This window comes from Terribium retamae, assembly GCF_022347545.1.
Taxonomy (GTDB): domain Bacteria; phylum Pseudomonadota; class Alphaproteobacteria; order Rhizobiales; family Rhizobiaceae; genus Mesorhizobium; species Mesorhizobium retamae.
In genome coordinates, this window is record NZ_JAKREW010000008.1 from 139,391 (window position 1) to 162,743 (window position 23,353).

General features: G+C 61.5%; 20 protein-coding genes. 11 read left to right on the forward strand and 9 right to left on the reverse strand.

Annotation, left to right across the window (positions count from 1 at the left end):
• Window positions 1-98: 98 nt before the first annotated feature.
• Together L4923_RS11440 and L4923_RS11445 are read left to right on the forward strand one after the other, a co-directional pair.
• Entirely contained in the window at window positions 99-1,481 is a 1,383-nt protein-coding gene (locus L4923_RS11440; protein ID WP_239364963.1) for an aspartate aminotransferase family protein, read from the forward strand.
• Between the two features lie 136 nt (window positions 1,482-1,617).
• A complete protein-coding gene (locus L4923_RS11445; RefSeq protein ID WP_239364965.1) occupies window positions 1,618-3,006 on the forward strand; it encodes a glutamine synthetase family protein in 1,389 nt (462 codons plus the stop codon).
• Between the two features lie 23 nt (window positions 3,007-3,029).
• Here the strand turns inward: L4923_RS11445 and L4923_RS11450 are convergent, their stop codons facing one another.
• From L4923_RS11450 to L4923_RS11465, 4 genes are all read right to left on the reverse strand, one after another.
• Window positions 3,030-4,292 (reverse strand): glycerate kinase type-2 family protein, encoded by a 1,263-nt coding sequence (locus L4923_RS11450; RefSeq protein WP_239364967.1) that lies wholly within the window; start codon window positions 4,290-4,292, stop codon window positions 3,030-3,032.
• 34 nt (window positions 4,293-4,326) lie between these two features.
• Window positions 4,327-4,830: a heme-degrading domain-containing protein gene (locus L4923_RS11455; protein ID WP_239364969.1), complete on the reverse strand. Its 504-nt coding sequence runs from the start codon at window positions 4,828-4,830 to the stop codon at window positions 4,327-4,329.
• A gap of 67 nt (window positions 4,831-4,897) precedes the next feature.
• Window positions 4,898-6,220: a guanine deaminase gene (gene guaD, locus L4923_RS11460; protein ID WP_239364972.1), complete on the reverse strand. Its 1,323-nt coding sequence runs from the start codon at window positions 6,218-6,220 to the stop codon at window positions 4,898-4,900.
• Window positions 6,221-6,373: 153 nt separating this feature from the next.
• Window positions 6,374-7,597 (reverse strand): urate hydroxylase PuuD, encoded by a 1,224-nt coding sequence (locus L4923_RS11465; protein WP_239364975.1) that lies wholly within the window; start codon window positions 7,595-7,597, stop codon window positions 6,374-6,376.
• 141 nt (window positions 7,598-7,738) lie between these two features.
• Between L4923_RS11465 and L4923_RS11470 the strand changes: the two genes are divergently transcribed.
• Window positions 7,739-8,659, forward strand: a complete 921-nt coding sequence (locus L4923_RS11470) for a LysR family transcriptional regulator (RefSeq protein WP_239364977.1) — start codon at window positions 7,739-7,741, stop codon at window positions 8,657-8,659.
• 109 nt (window positions 8,660-8,768) lie between these two features.
• Window positions 8,769-9,257: a DNA starvation/stationary phase protection protein Dps gene (dps, locus tag L4923_RS11475; RefSeq protein ID WP_239364979.1), complete on the forward strand. Its 489-nt coding sequence runs from the start codon at window positions 8,769-8,771 to the stop codon at window positions 9,255-9,257.
• Between the two features lie 107 nt (window positions 9,258-9,364).
• Here dps and L4923_RS11480 read toward each other — a convergent pair whose 3' ends face one another.
• The 5 genes from L4923_RS11480 to uraH all read right to left on the reverse strand — a co-directional run bounded on the left by L4923_RS11480 (window position 9,365) and on the right by uraH (window position 14,898).
• Window positions 9,365-9,631 carry a hypothetical protein gene (locus L4923_RS11480; protein ID WP_239364981.1) on the reverse strand — a complete coding sequence of 89 codons (267 nt, stop codon included), beginning with the start codon at window positions 9,629-9,631 and terminating at the stop codon, window positions 9,365-9,367.
• Between the two features lie 103 nt (window positions 9,632-9,734).
• A complete protein-coding gene (gene xdhC / locus L4923_RS11485; protein WP_239364983.1) occupies window positions 9,735-10,619 on the reverse strand; it encodes a xanthine dehydrogenase accessory protein XdhC in 885 nt (294 codons plus the stop codon).
• Window positions 10,620-10,679: 60 nt separating this feature from the next.
• Window positions 10,680-13,040: a xanthine dehydrogenase molybdopterin binding subunit gene (xdhB, locus tag L4923_RS11490; protein ID WP_239364985.1), complete on the reverse strand. Its 2,361-nt coding sequence runs from the start codon at window positions 13,038-13,040 to the stop codon at window positions 10,680-10,682.
• A 1-nt stretch (window position 13,041) separates the two neighbouring features.
• Window positions 13,042-14,520: a xanthine dehydrogenase small subunit gene (xdhA, locus tag L4923_RS11495; RefSeq protein WP_239364987.1), complete on the reverse strand. Its 1,479-nt coding sequence runs from the start codon at window positions 14,518-14,520 to the stop codon at window positions 13,042-13,044.
• A gap of 3 nt (window positions 14,521-14,523) precedes the next feature.
• A complete protein-coding gene (uraH, locus tag L4923_RS11500; protein ID WP_239364990.1) occupies window positions 14,524-14,898 on the reverse strand; it encodes a hydroxyisourate hydrolase in 375 nt (124 codons plus the stop codon).
• 184 nt (window positions 14,899-15,082) lie between these two features.
• Here uraH and puuE point away from each other — a divergent pair, with 184 nt between their 5' ends.
• From puuE to L4923_RS11535, 7 genes are all read left to right on the forward strand, one after another.
• A complete protein-coding gene (gene puuE, locus L4923_RS11505) occupies window positions 15,083-16,516 on the forward strand; it encodes an allantoinase PuuE (protein WP_239364992.1) in 1,434 nt (477 codons plus the stop codon).
• A gap of 96 nt (window positions 16,517-16,612) precedes the next feature.
• Window positions 16,613-17,446, forward strand: a complete 834-nt coding sequence (locus L4923_RS11510; protein ID WP_239364994.1) for a bifunctional allantoicase/(S)-ureidoglycine aminohydrolase — start codon at window positions 16,613-16,615, stop codon at window positions 17,444-17,446.
• Window positions 17,447-17,512: 66 nt separating this feature from the next.
• Window positions 17,513-18,022, forward strand: a complete 510-nt coding sequence (locus tag L4923_RS11515; protein WP_239364997.1) for an ureidoglycolate lyase — start codon at window positions 17,513-17,515, stop codon at window positions 18,020-18,022.
• Window positions 18,019-18,612: a nucleoside deaminase gene (locus L4923_RS11520; protein WP_239365000.1), complete on the forward strand. Its 594-nt coding sequence runs from the start codon at window positions 18,019-18,021 to the stop codon at window positions 18,610-18,612. The genes L4923_RS11515 and L4923_RS11520 overlap by 4 nt, the downstream gene beginning before the upstream one ends.
• Before the next feature lie 207 nt (window positions 18,613-18,819).
• Window positions 18,820-20,409 carry an ABC transporter substrate-binding protein gene (locus tag L4923_RS11525; protein ID WP_239365003.1) on the forward strand — a complete coding sequence of 530 codons (1,590 nt, stop codon included), beginning with the start codon at window positions 18,820-18,822 and terminating at the stop codon, window positions 20,407-20,409.
• 380 nt (window positions 20,410-20,789) lie between these two features.
• Window positions 20,790-22,379, forward strand: a complete 1,590-nt coding sequence (locus tag L4923_RS11530) for an ABC transporter substrate-binding protein (protein ID WP_239365006.1) — start codon at window positions 20,790-20,792, stop codon at window positions 22,377-22,379.
• A gap of 13 nt (window positions 22,380-22,392) precedes the next feature.
• Window positions 22,393-23,352, forward strand: a complete 960-nt coding sequence (locus L4923_RS11535) for an ABC transporter permease (protein WP_239365009.1) — start codon at window positions 22,393-22,395, stop codon at window positions 23,350-23,352.
• The last annotated feature ends 1 nt before the right edge of the window (window position 23,353 follow it).

Genomic DNA, 23,353 nt, shown 5'->3' on the forward strand with positions numbered 1-23,353 from the left:
TGCAACAAAAGCGCTGAATCAGCACTCTTTTCAACGCAGCCAATTGCGGTCGTCGATCGCATTTGCTTAGAGTGCGTCCGCGCCAACAGGGGGAGTGAATGAGCATAAGCAAAGGTTCGAGCAACATCATCGGTGGCATTGACGCCAAGCGCATCGCCGAATTGCAAGCAGAAGAGGCAGAGATTTTCCGAAAAGCCCGTCCGAAATCGCAGGCTCGTACAGGCAACGGCATCGCCGGCTATTTCGACGGTGTACCGATGCACTGGATGACCGACTGGCCGACGCCCTTCCCCATACTGGTCGAAAGCGCCAGACGCGCCACCATCACCGATGTCGACGGCAACCAGCTGGACGATTTCTGCCTCGGCGACACCGGCTCGATGTTCGGCCATTCGCCGGCGCCGGTCGCCCGCGCCATCCACAAGCAGGCTGGTCGTGGACTCACCTACATGCTGCCGTCCGAGGATGCACTTGCCGTCGGCACGCTGCTGCAGGAGCTTTTCGGCCTGCCCTATTGGCAGATCGCCACCACCGCCACGGACGCCAACCGTTTCGCGCTGCGCGTCGCACGCGCCGTCACCGGCCGTGACAAGATCCTCGTCTTCAATGGCGCCTATCACGGCTCGGTCGACGAGACGATGGTGCGCATGAAAGATGGCAAACCGATCAACCGGCCTGGCCTTGCCGGCGAGTTCCGGGACCTGACACAGCGCACCAAAATCGTCGAGTTCAACGACCTGACGGCGCTGGAAGCAGCCCTGAAGGCAAAGGACGTGGCCTGCGTCATCACCGAGCCGGTTCTGACCAATTCCTGCATGGTGCTGCCGGAACCCGGTTTCCACGAAGCGCTCAGGCGTCTCACCCGCGAGGCGGGGACGCTGCTCTTGATCGACGAGACGCACACGATTTCGACTGGTCGCGGCGGCTACACCAAGACCCATGGCCTCGATCCCGATCTGTTCGTGCTCGGCAAGCCGGTGGCTGGCGGCATACCGGCAAGTGTGTGGGGCATGAGCGAAGACGTGGCCTCGCGTTATGCCGCCTACAACCGCAGCAAGGAGCCCGGCTATTCCGGAATGGGTACGACGCTCTCGGCCAATCCGCTGCAGTTCGCCACCATGCGCGCCACGCTGGAAGAGGTGATGACTGCGGAAAACTACGCCCATATGGAACGGCTCGCGGGCAAACTCGCGGCGGGGCTGGCAGCCGCGATAAAACGTCATCGCCTGCCCTGGCATGTCATGCGCGTCGGCGCCCGCATCGAATTCATCTGCGCACCCGGCCCGCTTGGCAATGGCGCGGAAGCCGAAGGCGCGCATGCACCGGAACTGGAAGCGGCCGTCCATGTCGCGCTGGTCAATCGCGGCGTGCTGATCGCTCCGTTCCACAACATGATGCTTGTCTCGCCGGTTACAACGGCGGCACAGGTGAAACGGCTGATCGCTGCCTTCACCGATGTTGCCGCCAAGCTCGCCGCATGAGACAAGCCACACAACTAGAGCGTTTCCGTTTTTCACGGAAACGCGGAAACGCTCCAAGTTTTTGTTTTCGCCGCATTCTTGTAACGCCAAGTGATTCCACTTGGCTACAAAGTGCTCTACCCTGCAGAGTGCAACCATGACTTCACCTTCCGGCTCGACGCCTGCCGAGGCCACGGCATTCCTTGATGCCCATCCTGAAATCGAAGCCTTCGACATCGTGCTGACCGACGCCAACGGTGTGGGGCGCGGCAAGATCCTGCGCCGCCATGAACTGGCCGGCGTTTACGAAAGCGGCCGCCATATGCCGATTTCGATCCTCGGCCTCGACATTACCGGCGAGGATGTCCACGAAACCGGCCTGATCTGGGATTCCGGTGACGGCGACCTGCGCGCCTGGCCGATCCCCGGCACATTGGTGCCGCTTCACGGCACCAATCCTCCACGCGGCCAGGTCCTGATGGCGATGTACCATCTCGACGGCGAGCCGATGACTTCGGACCCTCGCCATGCTCTGGCCCGCCAAGTCGAAGCCTTGGCAGCCAAGGGCTTGCATCCGGCCGGCACCTTCGAGCTGGAATTCTTCCTGCTCAGCAACCAGCGTGACGCCGACGGCAAGGTGCAGCCGGCCAATGCCGTGCTCGACGGGCGCCGCAGCGGCAAGACCGAGGTCTATTCCGTCGACCATCTGCACGGCATGGAGCCGTTGTTCTCCGACATCTACGCCGCGGCCAAGGCGCAAGGCATCCCGGCCGAAACGGTGATCTCAGAATATGCGCCGGGCCAATACGAGCTGACGCTGAACTACCGCAAGGACGTGATGCGCGCCGCCGACGATCTCATCATGCTGAAGCGGATCGTGCGCATGCAGGCCCGCCGCCATGGCGTCACCGCCTGTTTCATGGCCAAGCCGATCGAAAAATATGCCGGCTCCGGCATGCATTTCCATGTCTCTTTGCTGGATGGCGCCGGCAAGAATGTCTTCACCGAGGCAACACCTGGCACATGGTCGCCCCTGCTGCTCAACGCACTCGGCGGGCTCGCCGAGACGATGGCTGAATCCATGCTGGTGTTCGCCCCGCACGCCAATTCCTGGCGCCGGTTCGTTTCACAATCCTACGCCCCGGTCGCCCCGACATGGGGCGTCAACAACCGCTCGGTGGCCTTGCGAGTGCCCGCCGGCAATGCCAAGAACCGGCGCATCGAACACCGGCCTTCTGGGGTCGACGCCAACCCCTATCTGGTCGCCGCAACCATTCTGGCAGGGGTTGCCAAGGGGCTTGATGAAAAACTCGATCCCGGCCCGGAGGTCACCGGTAACGGCTATGAAGCCGCAGGCGAGGCCAAAACCAAGATGCCCATTGACTGGCGGGCCGCGATCGACGCCGCACGCGGCTCATCCTTTCTGAGCACAGCGCTCGGACCGGATCTGCACAAGACATTCGTCGAGATCAAATGGGCTGAATATCTGCGCGTCGCCCGTACGGTCAGCGAGTTGGACTATCATCTCTACCTGCATGAGGTGTAGGCACCTCTGCAGTGGCCTCGCAGCTAGCGCACCAGGATCGCCCTGAGGTCATTGACATTCGTGCCGGTCGGCCCCGGCACGAAAAGGTCGTTCACCGCGTTGAAGGCTGTCCAGGCATTGTTGCCGGCGAGCATCGCCTTGGCGTCCACATCGGCCTCTCGCAGGCGTGTCACGCTCGAGCCGTTGCAAAACGCCCCTGCATTGTCCTCCGACCCGTCGATGCCGTCGGTGTCGGCTGCCAGAGCATCGATGCCTTCGACGCCATCGATGCCAATGGCAAAGGCAAGCAGGAACTCCGAATTGCGGCCGCCCTTGCCTTTGGCGCGCAAAGTCACCGTGGTTTCACCGCCGGACAGGATCAGCACCGGTTTCTTGAAAGGCCGATCCCGCGTGGCAACTTCGCGGGCGATCGCGGCATGCACCGAACCCACTTCACGCGCCTCGCCCTCCAGCGCATCGGACAGGATCACGGCTTCGACGCCCTGGCGCTTCGCTTCCGATGCCGCCGCTTCAAGCGAGACGGCGGCAGAGGCGATGACATGCACCTCGTTGCGGGCGAACTTCGCATCATCCGGACGCGGCGCTTCAGAAGCCTGGGAGTTGATGTGCGCCATCACAGCATCCGGAAGCTTCATGCCGTAAGCTGCGATGGCAGCGAGCGCATCGGCGCGGCTGGCCGCGTCTGGAACGGTGGGCCCTGAAGCAACAAGCGCAGGATTGTCGCCAGGAATGTCGGAAACGATCAGCGACACCACCTTGGCCGGCCATGCGGCAGCGGCAAGGCGCCCGCCCTTGATGGTGGAGACATGCTTGCGGATCGTGTTCATGGCCGAGATCGGTGCGCCGGAAGCAAGCAGCGCCTCGTTGACGGCGATCTCGTCAGCCAGCGTCAGACTGCCAGCCGGCGCCGGCAACAGCGCGGAGCCACCGCCGCAGACCAACGCGACGACGAGGTCGTCCTCGCTCAGACCTGAGACGATTTCCTGCAAGCGTTTCGCAGCAGCAAGACCGGCAGCGTCGGGAACCGGATGAGCGGCCTCGACCACCTCCAACTGTTTGGTCGGCGCACCGTAGCCGTAACGTGTGACGATCAGCCCTTCGATCGGTCCGTCCCACACTTTCTCGAAGGCTGCCGCCATCTGGGCCGAACCCTTACCCGCGCCGATGACGATGGTGCGACCTTTGGGTTTTGCCGGCAGATGCTTGCGGATCGTCAGCTCAGGGTCCGCCGCGGCCACGGCAGCCTCGAAGATCGAGGTGAGGAAAGCCTTCGGATCGAGGGTCATGGAGAAGCCTTGTGTTTAGCGGCGGATGAGGACGTCAATCGCCAGAAGGCGGCAGAGCGAGCTTGGCACGATCGGCACCGAGATGGACGCACAAGGCGTCGACCACGACATTGTGGTCCTCACGTTCCGGCAATCCGGAAACGGCGATCACGCCGATGACGCCGGCGCCCTTGACGGTGACCGGAAAGCCGCCGCCGGCAAGGACATACTCCGAGATATCCAGCCCCTCGCCGACCTTGAAGGTGCGGTCGGGACGCTGTTGCTCCAAGACCATGCGGTAGGTGCTGCGCAGATAGCGCTTCACGACATTGATCTTGCGCCTCGCCCAATCGGGATTGGAAGCGTTCGAGCCAGGCATGGCAGCATAAAACAGGGGCCGGTCGAAAGTACGGATGTCGACGATGATCGGCAGGTCTTCCCTCAGCGCCCGCCCACGAATCGCATTGCCGATCTCGAATGCGGCAGCTTCGTCGAACCTCTCAAAGACGAGCGTCGCCTCCTGACGCTTGATCGTCTCGATATCCTCACTCGCGGCCATGCTTCCTCCCAGAAAACACGTATGTCCATCCGCGTTTACGGCAAACTGCCCTTGGGTCAAGGGCAGATCAGGAATTCGCTACCAATAGCTCGCTCTTGGCCGGCTTTCCGGCGACATAAACCTCGCGCACGACACGGTCATCGCCGACCGTCTGCAGCAGGAACAGTTCCTCGGCCAATGAATTGATGCGTTCCGATCTCAGCTGCAGCAGCGGCGTTGCCTGGCTGTCGAGCACCACGATATCGGCGTCGGTTCCAGCTTCCAGCGTACCGACACGATCGGACACCGACAACGCTTCGGCATTGCCGCGGGTCAGTTGCCAGAAGGACTGGAACGGATTGAGCTTTTCACCTTGCAGGGCGATCACCTTATAGGCCTCGTCCATCGTACGCAGCATCGAATAGTTGGTGCCGCCGCCAACGTCGGTCGCCGTCGAAATGCGCAGCGGCTTTTCGCGGCTGCGATAGCGCTGGTAGTCGAACAAGCCGGAGCCAAGGAAAAGGTTCGAAGTCGGACAGAAGACAGCCACCGCGCCAGCGTCCGACAGCGCATCAGCCTCGCGCTCGGAGAGGTGGATACAATGGCCGAGGAGTGTCTTGTGCCCCATCAAGCCATAATGTTCGTAAATATGGGTGTAGTCCTTCGACCAGGGATAGAGTTCCTGGGTAAAGGCGATCTCGGCATGGTTCTCCGAGAGATGCGTCTGGATATGCAGGTCGGGATGCTCTCGGGCGAGTGCCTGCGCCATTTCCAGCTGCTCCGGGGTGGAGGTGATGGCGAAGCGCGGCGTGATCGCGTAAAGGCCACGACCCTTTCCATGCCAGGCAGCAATCAGCGCCTTGGTGTCGTCGTAGCTCGATTGCGGCGTATCGTGCACGGCTTCCAGCGCATTGCGGTCCATCATCACCTTGCCGGCGATCACCAGCATGTCGCGATCATAGGCTTCGGCAAAAAAGGCTTCCGCAGACTGCTTGTGCACCGAACAATAGGCCGCCACCGTCGTCGTGCCTTGGCGGATCATCTCGTCGAGAAACAGCCGGGAAATGCGGCGGCCATGCTGTGCGTTTTCAAACTTCGACTCTTCCGGGAACGTGTAGGTGTTCAGCCAGTCGAGCAGTTCGGCGCCATAGCTGGCGATGATCTGCATTTGCGGCATATGCACATGCGCGTCGATGAAGCCGGGCAAAAGCAAATGCGGCCGATGATCGATTACCCGCGCGCCGGAACCCGCCCGTGCTGAGATCTCGGCATAAGGACCCGAGGCGACGATCTTGCCGTTGGCGACGAGAACGGCGCCATCTTCCTCATAGACATAGGCCGAACGATCGTCGATCGTCTCCGGCCATCGGAGAAAAGACAGGGTGCGGCCGCGCAGGAGTGTTGTGGTCATTTCCGCTTCCGTTTCAAATTTCGCTTCGCCATCCGCTTCGCAGACACCTCCGTCCCGAACGAGGAGATGGTATTGCTGCCCGAGCTTCACCCATCGATCGCCCGAGCAGAGGTGTCAGCGAAACGGATCGAACGGCATTCCCGCCGACGATGCCTATTTCTTCTTGCCGGCTTCTTCGAACCAGGTGACCAGCAGTGCTCGCTCCTGGTCGGTGATCTGGGTGACGTTGCCGGGTGGCATGGCATGGCTGCGGCCAGCCTGCAGATAGATCTCGCGGGCGTGTTCGGCAATCGTCGCGTCGCTGTCCAGGATCACGCCCTTCGGAGCGTGATAGATGCCTTCGTAGACTGGCTCCTGGGTGTGGCACATGGAACAGCGGCCGAGAACGGCATCGCGAGCCGCCGGGAAATGCGTAGAGGCCGTGAAGATCTCTGCAGCCGACGACACTTTCTGCTCGCCGGTCAGCACCTTCGGCACGGTCGACAACCACATGATGATGACGAACAGGATGGCAGCAGCTGCCCAAGTCCAGGTAGGGTTGCCTTTGCGGGCATGCTGGGTGTTGAAGAAGTGGCGGATCAGGACGCCGATCAGAAACACAAGCGAGGCGATAATCCAGTTGAACTGCGTGCCGAACGCCAGCGGATAATGGTTCGACAGCATCAGGAACAACACCGGCAGCGTCAGATAGTTGTTGTGCGTCGAGCGGGTCTTGGCGATCTTGCCGTATTTCGGATCGGGCTTGCGGCCGGCGATGAGGTCGGCAACCACGATCTTCTGGTTCGGGATGATGATCATGAAGACGTTGGCCGACATGATCGTGGCGGTGATGGCGCCAAGATGCAGGAAAGCGGCGCGGCCGGTGAAAAGCTGCGTCAGGCCCCAGGCCATGAATACCAGGATCGCATAGAGCACCAACATCAGCAGCGTATCGTGATTGCCCAGCGGCGAGCGGCACAGGAGATCGTAGACGATCCAGCCGGAAGCCAGACAGGCGAGCGAAATCAGGATGGCGACGGGCGCCGATACGTCGAGCACATTGCGGTCGATCAGGAAAAGGTCCGCGCCGGCATAATAGACGATTGCCAGCATGGCGAAGCCGGATAGCCAGGTCGCGTAGGATTCCCATTTGAACCAGGTCAGGTGTTCCGGCATTTCGGCCGGCGCCACCAGGTATTTTTGGATGTGGTAGAAGCCGCCGCCGTGGACCTGCCATTCCTCGCCATGGGCGCCTGCCGGCAGGCCGGGCCGCTGACGCAGACCAAGGTCGAGCGCGACAAAATAGAAGGACGAGCCGATCCAGGCGATGCCGGTGATGACATGCAGCCAGCGTACCGCGAATGCTGCCCAATCCCAGAAAATCACATAGTCGAGCATGCTCCACCCCTTCGTGCCGATCAGCCGACATTACGGACTGGCGCACAAATCGAAAGAGGCGGGCAACACGATGACTTTCAAAAAAAATTGGAAAATAGTAGCCTCATATCAATATCAGGCGCAGAGGGGACGCCCTGGACAATGGCTTATCTCGACAACATCGCCGTGTTCGTTCGCGTCGTCGAACTGGGCAACCTGTCTGCAGCCGGGCGCGACATGCGCATTTCGCCCGCCGTTGCGTCCAACCGCATCAAGGAGCTCGAAAAGCATCTTGGCGTGCGTCTGTTCAACCGCACGACCCGGCAATTGATGCCGACCGAGCATGGCAACGTCTTCTACACCGGCGCCAAACAAGTTCTGGACGCCATTACCGAGGCCGAAGCGGCGGTCGCCGCCCTTTCTGGCCAGCCACGCGGCACCATCCGCGTCACCGCTCCGCTCGGGCTGGGACGCCGACTGATCGCCTCCGGCATTCCGGATTTCCACGACACATATCCCGATATCGAGGTGCGTCTGCGCCTTTCGGATCACAATGTCGATATCCTGAAGGAAGGCATCGACGTTGCGTTCCGGCTCGGCGTGATAGAGGATTCATCGCTGAGGATGCGCGGCATCATGGAATGCGAGCGCGTGCTGGTCGCCTCGCCGAAATACCTGGAGGCGCGCGGCGAACCCACTGATCCCAGCGAACTCATCGGCAGGAAACATGATTGCCTGATGCTACGCTATCCCGGCAGCCGAGAGTTCTTCTGGACGCTGCAGATGCCGGAAGGCGTGGTGAAGTTCGAAGTGCACGGCCCCTTCGACAGCGACGATGGCGACGTGCTCACGGGATGGGCGCTGGCAGGCCGAGGCATCATCAACAAGCCGCGCTTCGAGGTCGAGCCGTTCATCCGCGACAGGCGACTCCAGGTCATTCTGCCCAAGACACCGCCGACACCAGTGCAGTTCGCAGCCGTCTATCCGCACAAGAAGCTGCAAGATCCGAAAGTGCGGCTGCTGCTCGATTTCATGGCCGATCGCTGCCAGAAACTCATCCGCGACATCCTGGCCGGGAAATAGAGGAACCATAGGGCCAGGCTGCTCGTTGCGGCTTGCGCGGGAAAAGCGAACGCGCAACTCTTCCGCCGCTAGCCAATCCTGCAAGCCCCCCCACAAACAGGAGATTCCGATGGCCGATTTCCAGACCAAGAACGACTTGAAATCCAATACCCGCACCACCGCGATCGCCATCTTGAACGCGCGTCTCGCCGAAGCCATCGATCTCGCACTGATCACCAAACAGGCGCACTGGAACGTCAAAGGTCCGCAGTTCATCGCCATCCACGAGATGCTGGATGGATTCCGCACCGAGCTCGATGGACATGTCGACACCATCGCGGAACGCGCAGTGCAGCTTGGTGGAACGGCCCATGGCACCTCGCAGGACGTCGCCAAGGCAACCACGCTGACGCCTTATCCGACCGACATCCACAAGACCAAGGATCACCTGGCGGCGCTGATCGACCGCTACGCGGCGGTGGCGAAGTCCGCCCGTGCTGCAATCGACGAAGCTGATGAGGCTGGCGATGCGGACACGGCCGACATCTTCACCGCCTATTCGCGTGCGCTCGACAAGTCGCTGTGGTTCCTGGAGGCTCACACCCAGGAAAAAGAATGAACGTTAGAAGCAGGCTGACGGGTCGGTGTTCGAGATAGCGAAGTCGTCTCGATCATTTTGAATAGGGGCTGCGCGGGACCGCGCGACCCCTTATGAACGGCGCAAGATCAGCCGCCCCTGCGCGTACGGAAAATCACCGATCCGATGGCCGCCCCAACGAGAAAAGCTGGTGCCCAGCGATACCATTCGAAACGCATCAACCCCATGGCGCTGCCGAATTCATGCGGTGTCACCTGAAAGAACAGCAGAACGATGACGGCCACCAGCATAACGATGGCACCAATGATGATCCCGCGATTGGGCCCCAGAGCCAGCGCTGCTATCAAGCCAATGATTGCCGGAGCGATCACAACGCAAAACACCAAATAGTCCATTTGGTCCTCCCCCTAGCCCATTCTCCCCGATCTGGCGCAGCGATCTAAGCCGCTTCTCCAGCAGCCCACAAGTGTTGATGGCCTCAATTCGTTTTTGATTGTCTCAGGCGGCGTCCGCGCCTGCCTTGACCCTATGCCGGACCAGCGCCGTCATCATCTCGGAAGCGGCAAGTGCAGCGATCACCGGCGGGCGCTTGTCCTTCACCGCGTCGCCGCCGATCGGCGAGACGAGCCGTTCGAACTCCATTTCAGAGCCATTGGCGGTCTTCAGGAACCAGTTCCTGAAGGTCGCCTTCTTGGTCTGGGAGCCGATCATGCCGACATAAGCGGCGTCGCTACGCTTCAGGGCTTCGGCAGCGATCAGGAAATCCAGCGCATGGTCATGGGTAAGCACGGCGAAGGCCGAACCCGCCGGCGCCTGCCGGACCATTTCCTCGGGCATTGCGGTCAGCCTGGTCTCGACCGCCTCGGTGATGCCTTCCAGTTCCTCGGCGCGCGTTTCCACGACGACCACGTGGAGGGGCAACAAAGAGACGGCGGCGGCGAGCGCCTTGCCGACATGGCCACCGCCGAAAATATAAAGATGCGGCAGATGCTCTTCTTCGGCTTCGGCAGCAGCGATCAATTCGGCGGCCAAGCTGCCGTCCACCAGTCTGATCAGCACCTCGACGCGGCCGCCGCAGCATTGGCCGATCTCCGGCCCCAGCGGCACATCGAGCGTCGCGCAGACTTCCTGGGCATCGATGCGATGGACCGCTGGCTGCCCGCCTTTGCGCGACGGCAACACACCCGACATTTGCCGGGCCTTGTCGATGGCCATGTATTCGAGTTGACCACCGCCGATGGTGCCATAGGTCGCCTGGGGCGAGACCAGCATGTAGGCGCCCTTCTCGCGCGGCGTCGATCCCTTCGTGCCGGCGACTTCAACCAGCGCGATCGGGCCGACGTGGCCAAGAAACTCTCTCAGATCCTGCACTTTCGAGGTCATGATCGCATTCCCACCTTGGGAATATAACACTTGTCGCGTCGGATTGCCCGCGCGCCCGGTTCAAACCTCGCCGCGCGCTTCCTTCTTCAGCCGCTCGACCGCCATCAAAACACGCTCCGGCGTCGCCGGTGCATCGAGGCGCGGGCTGATCTTGTGATTTGCCACGCTGGCCACCGCGTCGGAGAGCGCCTGCAGCACCGAGATGCCGAGCGGCAATGGCGGCTCGCCGACAGCCTTGGAGCGGTGGATCGTCGGCTCATAGGCCTGCGACCAGTCGGTCAGAGCGACATTGAAGATCTTCGGCCGGTCGGATGCCAACGGGATCTTGTAGGTTGATGGCGCGTGCGTGCGCAGGCGGCCTTTGCCGTCCCACCACAATTCCTCGGTGGTAAGCCAGCCCATGCCCTGGACGAAGCCGCCCTCGACCTGGCCGGTATCGATCGCCCGGTTCAGCGAGCGCCCGGTATCGTGCAGGATATCGGTGCGTTCGACGACATATTCGCCGGTCAGAGTATCGATCGAGACTTCCGAGCAAGCGGCGCCATAGGCGTAATAATAAAAGGCATGGCCCCGGCCCTTGGCGCGATCCCAGTGGATCTTCGGCGTCTTGTAATGACCCGCCGCCGAAAGCTGGATGCGGTTGAGATAGGCCTGCTTGACCAGGTCGTTGAAGGAGATCTCTTGATTGCCGATGCGGACCCGATTGGGCAGGAACACGACCTGATCGGCCGGAACGGAGTATTTTTCCGCTGCGAAATCGATCAACCGATCCTTGATCTGGCGTGCCGCATTCTGGGCGGCCATGCCGTTGAGATCGGCGCCGGAGGAGGCAGCCGTCGGCGCGGTGTTGGGGACCTTGGCCGTTGTGGTCGCGGTGATCTTGACCCGTTCCAGGTCGATCTGGAACTCCTCGGCCACTACCTGCGCGACCTTGAGGTGCAGGCCCTGCCCCATCTCGGTGCCGCCGTGGTTCATATGCACGGAGCCGTCATTGTAGATATGCACCAAAGCGCCGGCCTGGTTGGATTCGGTCTTCGTGAAGGAGATGCCGAACTTGACCGGGGTGAGCGCAATGCCGCGCTTGATGAAGCGGCTGTTGGCGTTGAACGCCGCGATCTCGCGACGGCGGCCGGCATAGTCGGCGCTTGCCTCCAGTTCCGCCACGATGCGGTGGATGATGTTGTCCTCGACCTTCTGATGATAGGGCGTGACGTTGCGTTCACCTGCCGAACCCATGGCGTCGTAGAAATTCAGCTTGCGGATCTCGAGCGGATCCTTGCCGACGGCAAACGCTACCTCCTCGATGACACGCTCGGCGCCAACCATGCCCTGCGGGCCGCCGAAGCCGCGGAAGGCTGTGTTGGAGACGGTGTTGGTGTAGAGCGGCGCCGATTTGGCGTGCACGTTCGGATAGAAATAGGCGTTGTCGCAGTGGAACAGCGCGCGATCGCCAACCGGACCGGAAAGGTCGGCCGAGAAACCGGCATTGAGCGCGAACACGAAGTCGACACCGAGGATGTTGCCCTCGTCGTCGAAGCCGACGTCATAATCGATGACGAAGTCGTGCCGCTTGCCGGTGGCGGTCATGTCCTCGTCGCGGTCGAGCCGTACCTTGACCGCACGCTTGTGTTTCTTGGCGGCAATGGCGGCGATCGCCGCGCACTGGTTGGCCTGTGTTTCCTTGCCGCCGAAGCCGCCGCCCATGCGGCGCACTTCCACAGTCACGGCGTGGCTCGGCACCCCGAGCGCATGTGCTACGAGGTGCTGCGTTTCGCTTGGCCCTTGCGTCGAGCAATGGACGATGACCTCGTCATCCTCGCCTGGAACCGCCAGGGAAACCTGGCCCTCCAGGTAGAAATGATCCTGCCCGCCCAGCTTCATGCGGTTCTTGATGCGGCGAGGAGCAGCGGCGATCGCTGCGTCGGGATCGCCGCGCTTCAGGGTCAGCGGCGTCACCACCTGCCTGTCCTTCAACGGGTCGAGATCCCAGATGTTGAGGATTGCGGGCAGTTCGTCATATTCGATCCTGGCCAGCCGCGCGGCGCTTCGTGCCGCTTCACGCGTCTCGGCGACGACTGCGAAGATAGGCTGGCCGTGGAACTGCACCTTGCCTTCGGCGAAAACCGGATCGTCATGCATGCCGCTGGGCGACACGTCGTTTTCACCGGGCACGTCCTTGTAGGTCAGCACATCGACCACGCCGGGTGCGGCACGCACGGCCGACAGGTCGACCTTTTTCAGCTTGGCATGGGTGACGGTCGACAGGCCGAGACCGACATGCAGCGTACCCGCCGGTTCGGGTAGATCGTCGATGTAGATTGCGGTGCCGGCGACATGTTTGTGCGCGGAATCGTGACGCTGGTCGGTGTGCACGCCGCCGACGATCTTCTGCGCCTGGAGGTTTGGGGTGTGTTTGGTCATCTCACGCCGCCTCGTAACGCGACACCTGGAATGGCGCCTTGGTGCCGGTGGTTTCGATATAGAAGCGCAGCAAGAGGTTCTTCGCCGCCAGCGCCCGATATTCGGCGGTCGCGCGCATGTCGGTAAGCGGCGCGAAGTCCTCGGCGTATTTCTCCATCGCAGCTTCCACCGTCTCCTCGGTCCACGGCTTGCCGATAAGCGCCTTTTCCACGGCGGTCGCCCGCTTCGGCGTCGCCGCCATGCCGCCATAGGCGATGCGGATCGAAGCCACCGTCCCGTCCCTCGCGAGCTTCAGGCTGAAGGCGCCGAGTGTTGCGGTGATATCTTCGTCGCGGCGCTTGGTGATCTTGTAGACCGCGAACTTGTCGCCTTTATCCGGGACAGGCACATGCACGGCCTCGACGAACTCGCCGGGCTGGCGGTCCTGCTTGCCGTAAGCGATGAAGAACTTCTCGAGCGAAATGGTGCGGCGCTTCTTGCCCTTGCGCAAAGTGAGCGTGGCGTCGAGTGCAATCAGCGGCGGTGGCGTGTCACCGATCGGCGAGCCGTTGGCGATGTTGCCGCCGATCGTGCCCATATTGCGCACCTGCTGACCGCCGATGCGGTCGATGAGCGGTCCGAGCGCCGGAATGCGCTTGGAAAGCAGGGAGAAGGCTTCGGTATAGGTGACACCGGCGCCGATCGTGATAACGCCCGCGTTCTCGGAAATGGTGCGCAGCCCCTCAATCGCGGCGATGAAGACCACCGGCGAAATGTCGCGCATATGCTTGGTTACCCAAAGACCGACGTCGGTCGACCCTGCCACGATGGTGGCCTGCGGTTCGGCTTCCAGTACCTTGGCGAAGTCATCGACATCGGCAGGCACGATGAACCGATCCCTGCCGACACTAACCTCGAGGCGAGAGCCGTCCTGGAGTTCGATCAGGCGCGCGATCACCGCCTTGCGTTCCGCCTGCAACGGATCCTTGACGGCCTTGCCGTAGCTGGAAATAGCGCGAGCGGCACGCATGATCGCCTCGTAACCGGTGCAGCGGCAAAGGTTGCCCTGTAGCGCCTTTTCAATCTCCGCATCGGAAGGATCGGGAGACTTCATCCAGAGCGCGTACAGCGACATGACGAAACCAGGCGTGCAGAAGCCGCATTGCGAACCGTGGAAATCGACCATCGCCTGCTGCACGGGATGCAGTGTGTCGCCTGTGGCGAGATGCTCGATCGTCACGACATGGGTGGCATCGAGCGATCCCATGAACCGGATGCAGGCGTTGACGCTCTCATAGACCAGCTTGCCGGCGACCAGCTTGCCGACCAGGACCGTACAGGCACCGCAGTCGCCCTCGGCACAGCCCTCCTTCGATCCCTTCAGCGAACGGGAAAGCCGCAGCCAGTCGAGCAGCGTCTGGTCGGGCGCAACATCGCTCAGGGCGACATCACGGCCGTTGAGGATGAAACGCAGCTCGGAGCGGATCTTGAGTTTGGCCATTGCTCAGCTTCCCCGGTAAGTCGAATAGCTGTAGGGCGAGATCAACAGCGGCACGTGATAATGCTTCGCCTCGGCCATGCCGAAACGGATCGGCACGATATCGAGGAATGCAGGTTCAGGCAGTTTGGTGCCCGAACGACGCAGATAGTCACCTGCAGCAAAGACCAGTTCGTATTCGCCAGGCTTGAACTCGTCACCGGACAGAAGCGGCGCATCGCAGCGGCCGTCGCTGTTGGTGGCCACTGACTTCAGATGCGTGCGCTTGTCGCCGTCGAGACGGAACAGATCGACGAGCAGGCCGGCTGCCGGCTTGCCGGTCGCCGTATCAAGCACATGCGTCGTCAGACGCCCGCCATTATTGTGCGAGGTTTCCGCCAATTGCCGCCTCCCATTCCGGTACAATCGAACATAGTGATGAATTGTGCGCCAATTAAAGGCGATGCATAAGCCCTGGTCGAGCGGACGGCACCAAAAAGCACTTTCAAAAATTTCGTGGTAATGGCCGCCCAAACCTTTGGATATCTTGGGCCCACTTCCGGAGAGCAACCGGCAGGGAGGAATGATGCGTTACGTACGGGACATGCGCGGTTACGGAGCCAATCCACCGGACCCGAAATGGCCGGGTGGCGCCCATGTCGCCGTGCAATTCGTGGTCAATTACGAAGAAGGCGGCGAGAACTGCATCCTGCATGGCGACGCGGCTTCGGAAGCTTTCCTGTCGGAAGTGGTTGGTGCGGCTCCCTGGCCGGGCAAGCGCCACTGGAACATGGAATCGATCTACGAATATGGCGCGCGCGCCGGCTTCTGGCGGCTGCACCGCATGTTCACCGCGGCAAACGTGCCGGTGACGGTCTATGGTGTGGCTTCGGCACTCGCCCGCTCGCCCGACCATGTCGCGGCCATGGACGCCGCCGGCTGGGAGATCGCCTCACACGGCTTGAAATGGATCGACTACCGCGATCACGACGAAGCGGACGAAAAGCGCGACCTCGACGAAGCGATCCGCCTGCACAAGGAAGTCGTGGGCGAACGTCCAACCGGCCTCTATCTCGGCCGCACCTCGGTGAATTCAGTGAAGCTGGCGGCCGCCGAAGGCGGTTTTGCCTGGATATCCGACACCTATGACGACGATCTGCCCTACTGGCTCGACCATGACGGCCAGGGAAAGCCAATCCCGCCACAGTTGGTCATCCCCTATACGCTCGACGCCAACGATATGCGCTTCGCCACCCCGCAGGGCTTCAACTCGGGTGACCAGTTCTTCGCCTATCTGAAGGACGCATTCGACACGCTTTACGCCGAGGGCAAGGCCGGACGCGGCGGCATGATGAGCATCGGCCTGCATTGCCGCTTGATCGGCCGGCCGGGCCGGGCCGCCGCACTCCAACGCTTCATCGACTACGTCAAGAGCCACGACAAGGTCTGGCTGCCGCGCCGCATCGACATCGCCGACCACTGGCGCGCACATCATCCCTACGAGCCGGCCGCCCTGCGCCCATCGCGCATGGACCGGCAGGAGTTCGTGCAGCGCTTCGGAGGCATATTCGAGCACTCGCCTTGGATCGCCGAACGTGCCTTCGATCTGGAACTCGGGCCCGCGCATGACAGCGCCGGCGGCCTGCACAACGCACTCTGCCGCGCCTTCCGCTCGGCCTCCGAGGCCGAACGTCTCGGCGTGCTGACCGCGCACCCCGACCTCGCCGGCAAGCTGGCGCAGGCCAGGCGGCTGACGGAGGACTCGACCAAGGAGCAGGCTTCGGCCGGGCTCGACGCGCTGACCGACAAGGAGCGCGAACTGTTCTCCAAGCTGAACGCCGCCTATGTCACCACTTTCGGCTTCCCGTTCATCATCGCGGTGAAGGGCAGGACCAAGGAAGAGATCCTGGCGGCGTTCGAGACCCGCATCGGCAACAGCCGCGGCCAAGAATTCGAAACTGCCTGCAAGCAGGTCGAACGCATCGCACTGTTGCGCCTCAAGGACATTTTGCCGGCATGAGCATGATGCAAAGCCGGAGCTCAGCGAAGCAAAAAGTTGCAGCCTTTTCCGGCAAGGTCATGCGTTCAAGGCTCTGAACAGATGGATATTATAAAGATGGCCGATCGCACCTATTACGCGCCGAAGGGCGGATTGCCGCCGCAGACCGACCTGATCACCGACCGTGCGGTGTTCACCGAAGCTTACGCGGTCATCCCCAAACGCGAATTCAGCGACATCGTCACCTCCTATCTGCCGGGCTGGGATAAGACGCGGCTGTGGATCATCGCCCGCCCACTTTCGGGTTTCGCCGAGACCTTTTCGCAATACATCATGGAAGTGCAACCGGGCGGCGGCAGTGACAGGCCAGAACCGGACAGCGGGGCTGAAGGCGTGCTGTTCGTGGTCGAAGGTGAGATCACGGTCACGCTGGCCGGCAAAAGCCACGAAATGACGCCGGGCGGCTATGCCTTCCTGCCGCCGTCGAGCGGCTGGACATTGCGCAACAACGGCAATGCGACCGCGCGTTTTCACTGGATCCGCAAGGCCTATGAGAAAGCAGAAGGCGTGGACCTGCCGGAGCCGATCTTCACCAACGAGAATGACATCGCTCCCAATCCGATGCCGGATACCGAAGGCCGCTGGGCGACGACCCGCTTCGTCGACCCGCTCGATCTTCGCCATGATATGCATGTCACCGTCGTGACTTTCGAACCGGGTGGCATCATCCCGTTCCCGGAAACGCATGTGATGGAGCACGGGCTCTACGTGCTGGAAGGCAAGGCAGTCTACCGCCTCAACCAGGACTGGGTGGAAGTACAAGCTGGCGACTATATGTGGCTGCGCGCCTTCTGCCCGCAGGCCTGTTATGCCGGCGGGCCCGGCAGGTTCCGCTATTTGCTCTACAAGGACGTCAACCGCCACGCCAGGCTGGGCGGTTTCGGACGCTAACACCCGAACGGCACGGCGACCTTGTCGCTGCGACAAGGCTTGGGCTATCTGCAAAGAGGTCAGATCATGACGCGCATCATCACCGCCAAGCCTCTGACACGCGCGAATTTCGCCGAATTCGGCGAAGTCATCGACACCGAGACCGATAGTCATTATCCGATCAATGGCGGCAGATGCGAACGCTTTCACGCGCTGGCCCGCGCAGAAGCCACCGGTCCGAACGGCCATGTGCTGATCAACCTGTTCAAGGGCACGCCTTATGAGTTCCCGTTAAAACTCTCGATGGTGGAACGGCATCCCTTCGGCAGCCAGGCTTTCGTGCCGTTGTCGCCTCGCCCCTTCGTGGTCGTGGTCTGCCATGACAGCCCGGACGGCCCGGCCGAACCGCTTGCCTTCGTCACCAAGCCCGGCCAGGGCGTGAACTATCCACGCAATCTCTGGCATGGCGTGCTGACGCCGATCGGCGAGCCACAAGACTTCGTTGTCGTCGATCGCGGCGGCGACGGTTCCAATGTCGAGGAATTCCACTTCTCGCATCCCTACGAAATCCATCTGCCTAAGGGGTTCCAGCCATGACCGACGTTTCGCTGATCGACCGCCTGCTTGACGTCATCGAGCACGACATCGTGCCGAAGACCGAAGACGGTGTGGCAGATGGCAACAAGCTGTTCGGTGCCGCCATCCTGCGCAAGAGCGACCGTTCGCTGGTACTGGCGGAGACCAACAACGAAACCGAGAACCCGCTTTGGCACGGCGAAGTGCATTGCCTGAAGCGCTTCTATGAAATGCCCAGGGCTGAGCGCGTCGACACAAAGGAAGCCATCTTCCTGGCCACGCACGAACCGTGTTCGCTCTGCCTGTCGGCGATCACCTGGACCGGCTTCGACAACTTCTACTATTTGTTCAGCCACGAGGATTCGCGCGACAGCTTCGCCATTCCACACGACTTGAAGATCCTGAAAGAGGTCTTCACGCTCGACCCCGGCGGCTACAATGCCGAGAACGCCTACTGGAAAAGCTATTCGCTGCGTCGTCTGGTGCGAGAATTGTCAGAGATCGATCGGGTCCGGCTGGAAACCCGCATCAAGACCATCTCCGACAAATACGACGCGCTTTCCGCCGACTATCAGGACGGCAAGGCCGACAACGACATTCCGTTGAACTAAAGGACACGCCTGTTCCAGCCATCGCAACCGGAATTCCGCAGAGAAGTCGGCTGGACTGGCACGCGCTATCCTCCAAGGGGGACATGCCAAATGCGGCAATCGATGTCGCATTCGGCCTTGCGCCAAAGTTTCCCTAACGTCCATTCTTCCTCCTGACAAAAACGAGAACTCGGCCGGAATGGCCGAGCCAAAGGAGAGAGGAACAAGATGTCCAACGAACTCGAATACCTTAGCCGCCGCGTTGCCGCCGGCAAGCTGAACCGACGCGATTTTCTGGGCCACGCCGCGGCACTCGGTGTCAGCGCGGCCTTCGCCAACACGCTGCTCAGCGATGCGGCGAAAGCCGAAGGCCCGGTCAAGGGCGGTGTGCTGAAGGCCGGTATGCAGGGAGGCGCGGCCACCGACAGCCTCGATCCGGCACTCTGGGCCAGCCAGGTCCCTTACACATTCGGCCGCTGCTGGGGAGAGCAGATGGTGGAGGTGACGCCAACCGGCGGCATCGAACCGAAGCTCGCTGAATCCTACGAGGCGTCCGACGACGCCAAGACCTGGATCTTCAAGATCCGCAAGGGCGTTACCTTCCATAACGGCAAGGAATTGACGCCAGAAGATGTGGTGGCAACGCTGGAACGCCATGGCGACAAGAATTCGAAATCGGCGGCGCTCGCCTTCATCTCCGAGTTCGACAGCGTCAAGGCCGATGGCGGCAATGTCGTCATCAAGTTGAAAGAGCCCAATGCCGACTTGCCCTATGTTGTGGCCGACTATCACCTGATGATCCAGCCGAACGGAGGCAAGGATAACCCGACCGCCGGCATCGGCACCGGACCGTACAAGGTGGTGACCAACGAACCCGGCGTGCGGCACGTCGGCGCCCGCCACGAAGGCCATTGGGACCAGGCCCGGCGTGGTCATGCCGACCAGGTCGAGATCATCGTCATCAACGATGCCACGGCACGCACCTCGGCGCTTCAGGGCGGCCAGGTGCATATGATCAACCGCGTCGAGCCGAAGATCGTGTCGCTGGTCAAACGCGTCCCGGGCGTCACCATCCGCAACGTCGCCGGCAAGGGCCACTACGTTTTCATCGCCCACTGCAACACCGCGCCCTTCGACAACAACGATCTCAGGCTGGCGCTGAAATACGCGGTCGACCGCGAGGAGATGGTACAGAAGATCCTCGGTGGCTACGGCACCGTCGGCAACGACATGCCGGTGAGCAAGGCCTACGCACTGTTCTCCGATGACATCGAGCAGCGCAAATACGATCCCGACAAGGCGAAGTTCCATTTCAAGAAGTCCGGTCATTCCGGCCCCGTGTTGCTACGCACCTCGGACGTCGCCTTCCCCGGCGCGGTCGATGCTGCGCAGCTCTACCAGCAGAGTGCTGCCAAGGCCGGCATCCAGATCGAGGTCAAACGCGAGCCGGGTGATGGCTATTGGTCTGAAGTCTGGAACAAGCAGCCTTTCTCCATGTCCTACTGGACGGGCCGCCCGACGCAGGACCAGGTGTATTCCGTCGCCTATCTCAAGAATGCCGAGTGGAACGACACCCGCTTCTTCCGCGACGATTTCGACAAGCTGATCCTGCAGGCGCGGTCGGAACTGGATTCGGCCAAGCGCAAGACGCTTTATCGCCAGGCCGGCCTCATGCTGCGTGACGAAGGCGGTGTCATCGTTCCGATGTTCAATGACTATATCGACGCAACCAGCGCCAAGGTTGGAGGCTGGGTCGACGATGTGAACAGCGAACTGATGAACGGCCATGCCCTGACCAAGTGCTGGCTGCAGGCATGATGAGGAGCGGCCGCGACAACCTGGCCTGATCTCGCAGCCATGGGTTGCGCGAGGCGCTCGACAAGCCGTGCAGTCATGTCGCAAACGGAATGACCTACCGGCAGCTGGCCCAACGCCAGCTGCCAGCCAGCAGGCAAACAGCTTCTCGCTGCGCAAAATCCTCGTTTCTATGGGAGAAAAATGGATTTTTAAGTCAATCCGACCGCAGTTTTCCAGGTACCGGAAAACCGTACGCGCACGAGCATCTCAAAAACGACATGCCATATGCGGCAATCGATGTCGCATGCGGCCTTGCGCTGAAGTTTCCCTTACGTCCATTATCCTCCCGACAAGAACAAGAAATCGACCAGAATGGTCGAGCCAAAAGAGTGAGGAACAGAATGTCGAACGAACTCGAGTACCTCAGCCGTCGCGTCGCCGCCGGAAAACTGAACCGCCGCGATTTTCTTGGCCGCGCAGCGGCGCTCGGCGTCACAGCCGCTTTCGCCAACACGCTTCTCAGCGATGCCGCGCGGGCAGAAGGGCCGGTCAAGGGCGGGACATTGAAGGCAGGCCTGCAGGGTGGCGAATCCTCGAACGTACTCGACCCGGCGCTGAACCTCAGCCAGGTGAATTTCAACTTCGGCAAGTGCTGGGGGGAGATGCTGGTCGAACTCAATCCCGATGGCACCCTGGAGAACCGTATCGCCGAATCGGTCGGATCGTCGGACGATGCCAAGACTTGGACGATGAAGATCCGCAAAGGCGTCGAGTTTCACAACGGCAAGACCGTGTCGCCACAAGACGTCATCGCGACACTTGAGCGTCACAGCGACGCGAAGTCGAAATCGGCTGCGCTCGGCATTCTTCAAGGCATCGACAAGATGGCGGCGAACGGTGACGAGGTCGTCATCACGCTCAAGGACCCGAACGCCGATTTCCCCTATCTGATGGCCGACTACCATCTCGTCATCCAGCCGAATGGCGGCAAGGACGACCCGAATGCCGGCATCAGCGCCGGCCCCTACAAAGTGACCGTCAACGAACCGGGCGTGCGCTATGGCGGCGAGAAATTCGCCAACTACTGGCAGGGCGACAAGATCGGCCATGCGGCCCAGGTCGAGATCATCGTCATCAACGATGCGACCGCGCGAACCGCCGCACTCCAGGGCGGCCAGGTCAACATGATCAACCGTGTCGAGCCGAAGATCGTCGACCTCGTCAAGCGCGTGCCAGGCGTCACCATCCAGGCCGTGTCGGGCAAGGGCTTCTACCCGTTCAACATGTTCTGCGACACCGCCCCCTTCGACAGCAACGACCTCAGGATGGCGCTCAAGCTCGCCATGGACCGTGAAGAAATGCTGGAGAAGATCTTGCGCGGCTATGGCAAGGTCGGCAACGACATCCCGGTCAACGAGGCCTATCCCCTGTTCCCGACCGATCTCGAGCAGCGTAAGTTCGATCCTGAGAAGGCGGCAGAATTCTACAAGAAGTCCGGCCATTCCGGCTCGATCCTGCTGAGAACCTCCGACGTCGCCTTCCCCGGCGCGGTGGATGCCGCCCAACTCTATCAGCAGAGCTGTGCCAAGGCCGGTATCAAGATCGAAATCAAGCGTGAGCCGGGCGACGGCTACTGGTCGGAAGTCTGGAACAAGCAGCCGTTCTCGCTCTCCTACTGGGGCGGTCGGCCGACGCAGGACCAGATGTATTCCACCGCCTACATCTCCAGCGCAGACTGGAACGACACGCGCTTCAAGCGGCCGGAATTCGACAAGATGGTGCTGGCCGCGCGCGGTGAACTCGACCAGGACAAGCGCAAGAAGATGTACACCGACATCGCCACGGTGATGCGCGACGAGGGTGGCCTGATCGTTCCGTTCTTCAACCAGTATATCGACGCATCCGGCAAGGGCGTGCAGGGTTGGGTAAGCAACCCGGCGCAGGAGATGTGCGGCGGCTACGCCCTGTCGATCTGCTGGCTGGCGGCTTAATCCAGGCCGCCCGGTGAGTTCGCCGATCCTGAAACTGATCGCCCAACGCATCGCGTTGGGCCTTCTGCTCCTCTTCGCCGTCTCCGTGCTGATCTTTGTCGGCACGCAGATCCTCCCGGGCGACGTTGCCCAATCTATCCTCGGCCAGTCGGCGACGGCGGAGTCGCTCGCCAATCTGCGCGAGGCCCTGGGGCTGAACGACCCTGCCTATATCCGCTATCTCAAGTGGCTGGGCGGCATCCTGACCGGCAATCTCGGCACAGCGCTGTCGTCGGGTCAGGACATCGCTTCCGCCATCGGTGGGCGGTTGTGGAACACGTTGTTCCTCGCCTTCTGGGCCGCCGTGGTCTCGGTGCCGCTGGCGATCGGCCTCGGCCTGCTTGCTGTGCGTTATCGCAACGGTTTCATCGACAAGCTGATCTCGGGGCTCGCACTGGCGTCCACATCGCTGCCGGAATTTTTCATCGGCTACCTGCTCGTCTATTTCTTCGCCGTGCAGTGGCAGATCTTCCCCGGCATCTCGACGGTCTATGACGGCATGCCGTTCCTGGAGCGGATGAAAGCGATCGCCTTGCCGGCGACTGCGCTGACGTTGGTCGTGCTGGCGCATATGATGCGCATGACGCGCGCGGCGATCCTCAACGTCATGCAGTCGGCCTATATCGAGACGGCCGAGCTCAAGGGTCTGTCGCCCTTCGAGATCATCCGCAAGCATGCCTTTCCCAATGCGATCGCACCGGTGGTCAATGTGGTGACGTTGAACCTCGCCTATCTGATCGTCGGCGTGGTGGTGGTCGAGGTCATATTCGTCTATCCGGGCATGGGACAATATCTGGTCGACCATGTTGCCAAGCGCGACGTGCCGGTGGTGCAGGCCGTCGGCCTGATCTTCGCCGCCGTCTACATCACATTGAACATGATCGCCGACATTGCCGCGATCCTCGCCAATCCGCGCTTGCGGCATCCGAAGTGAG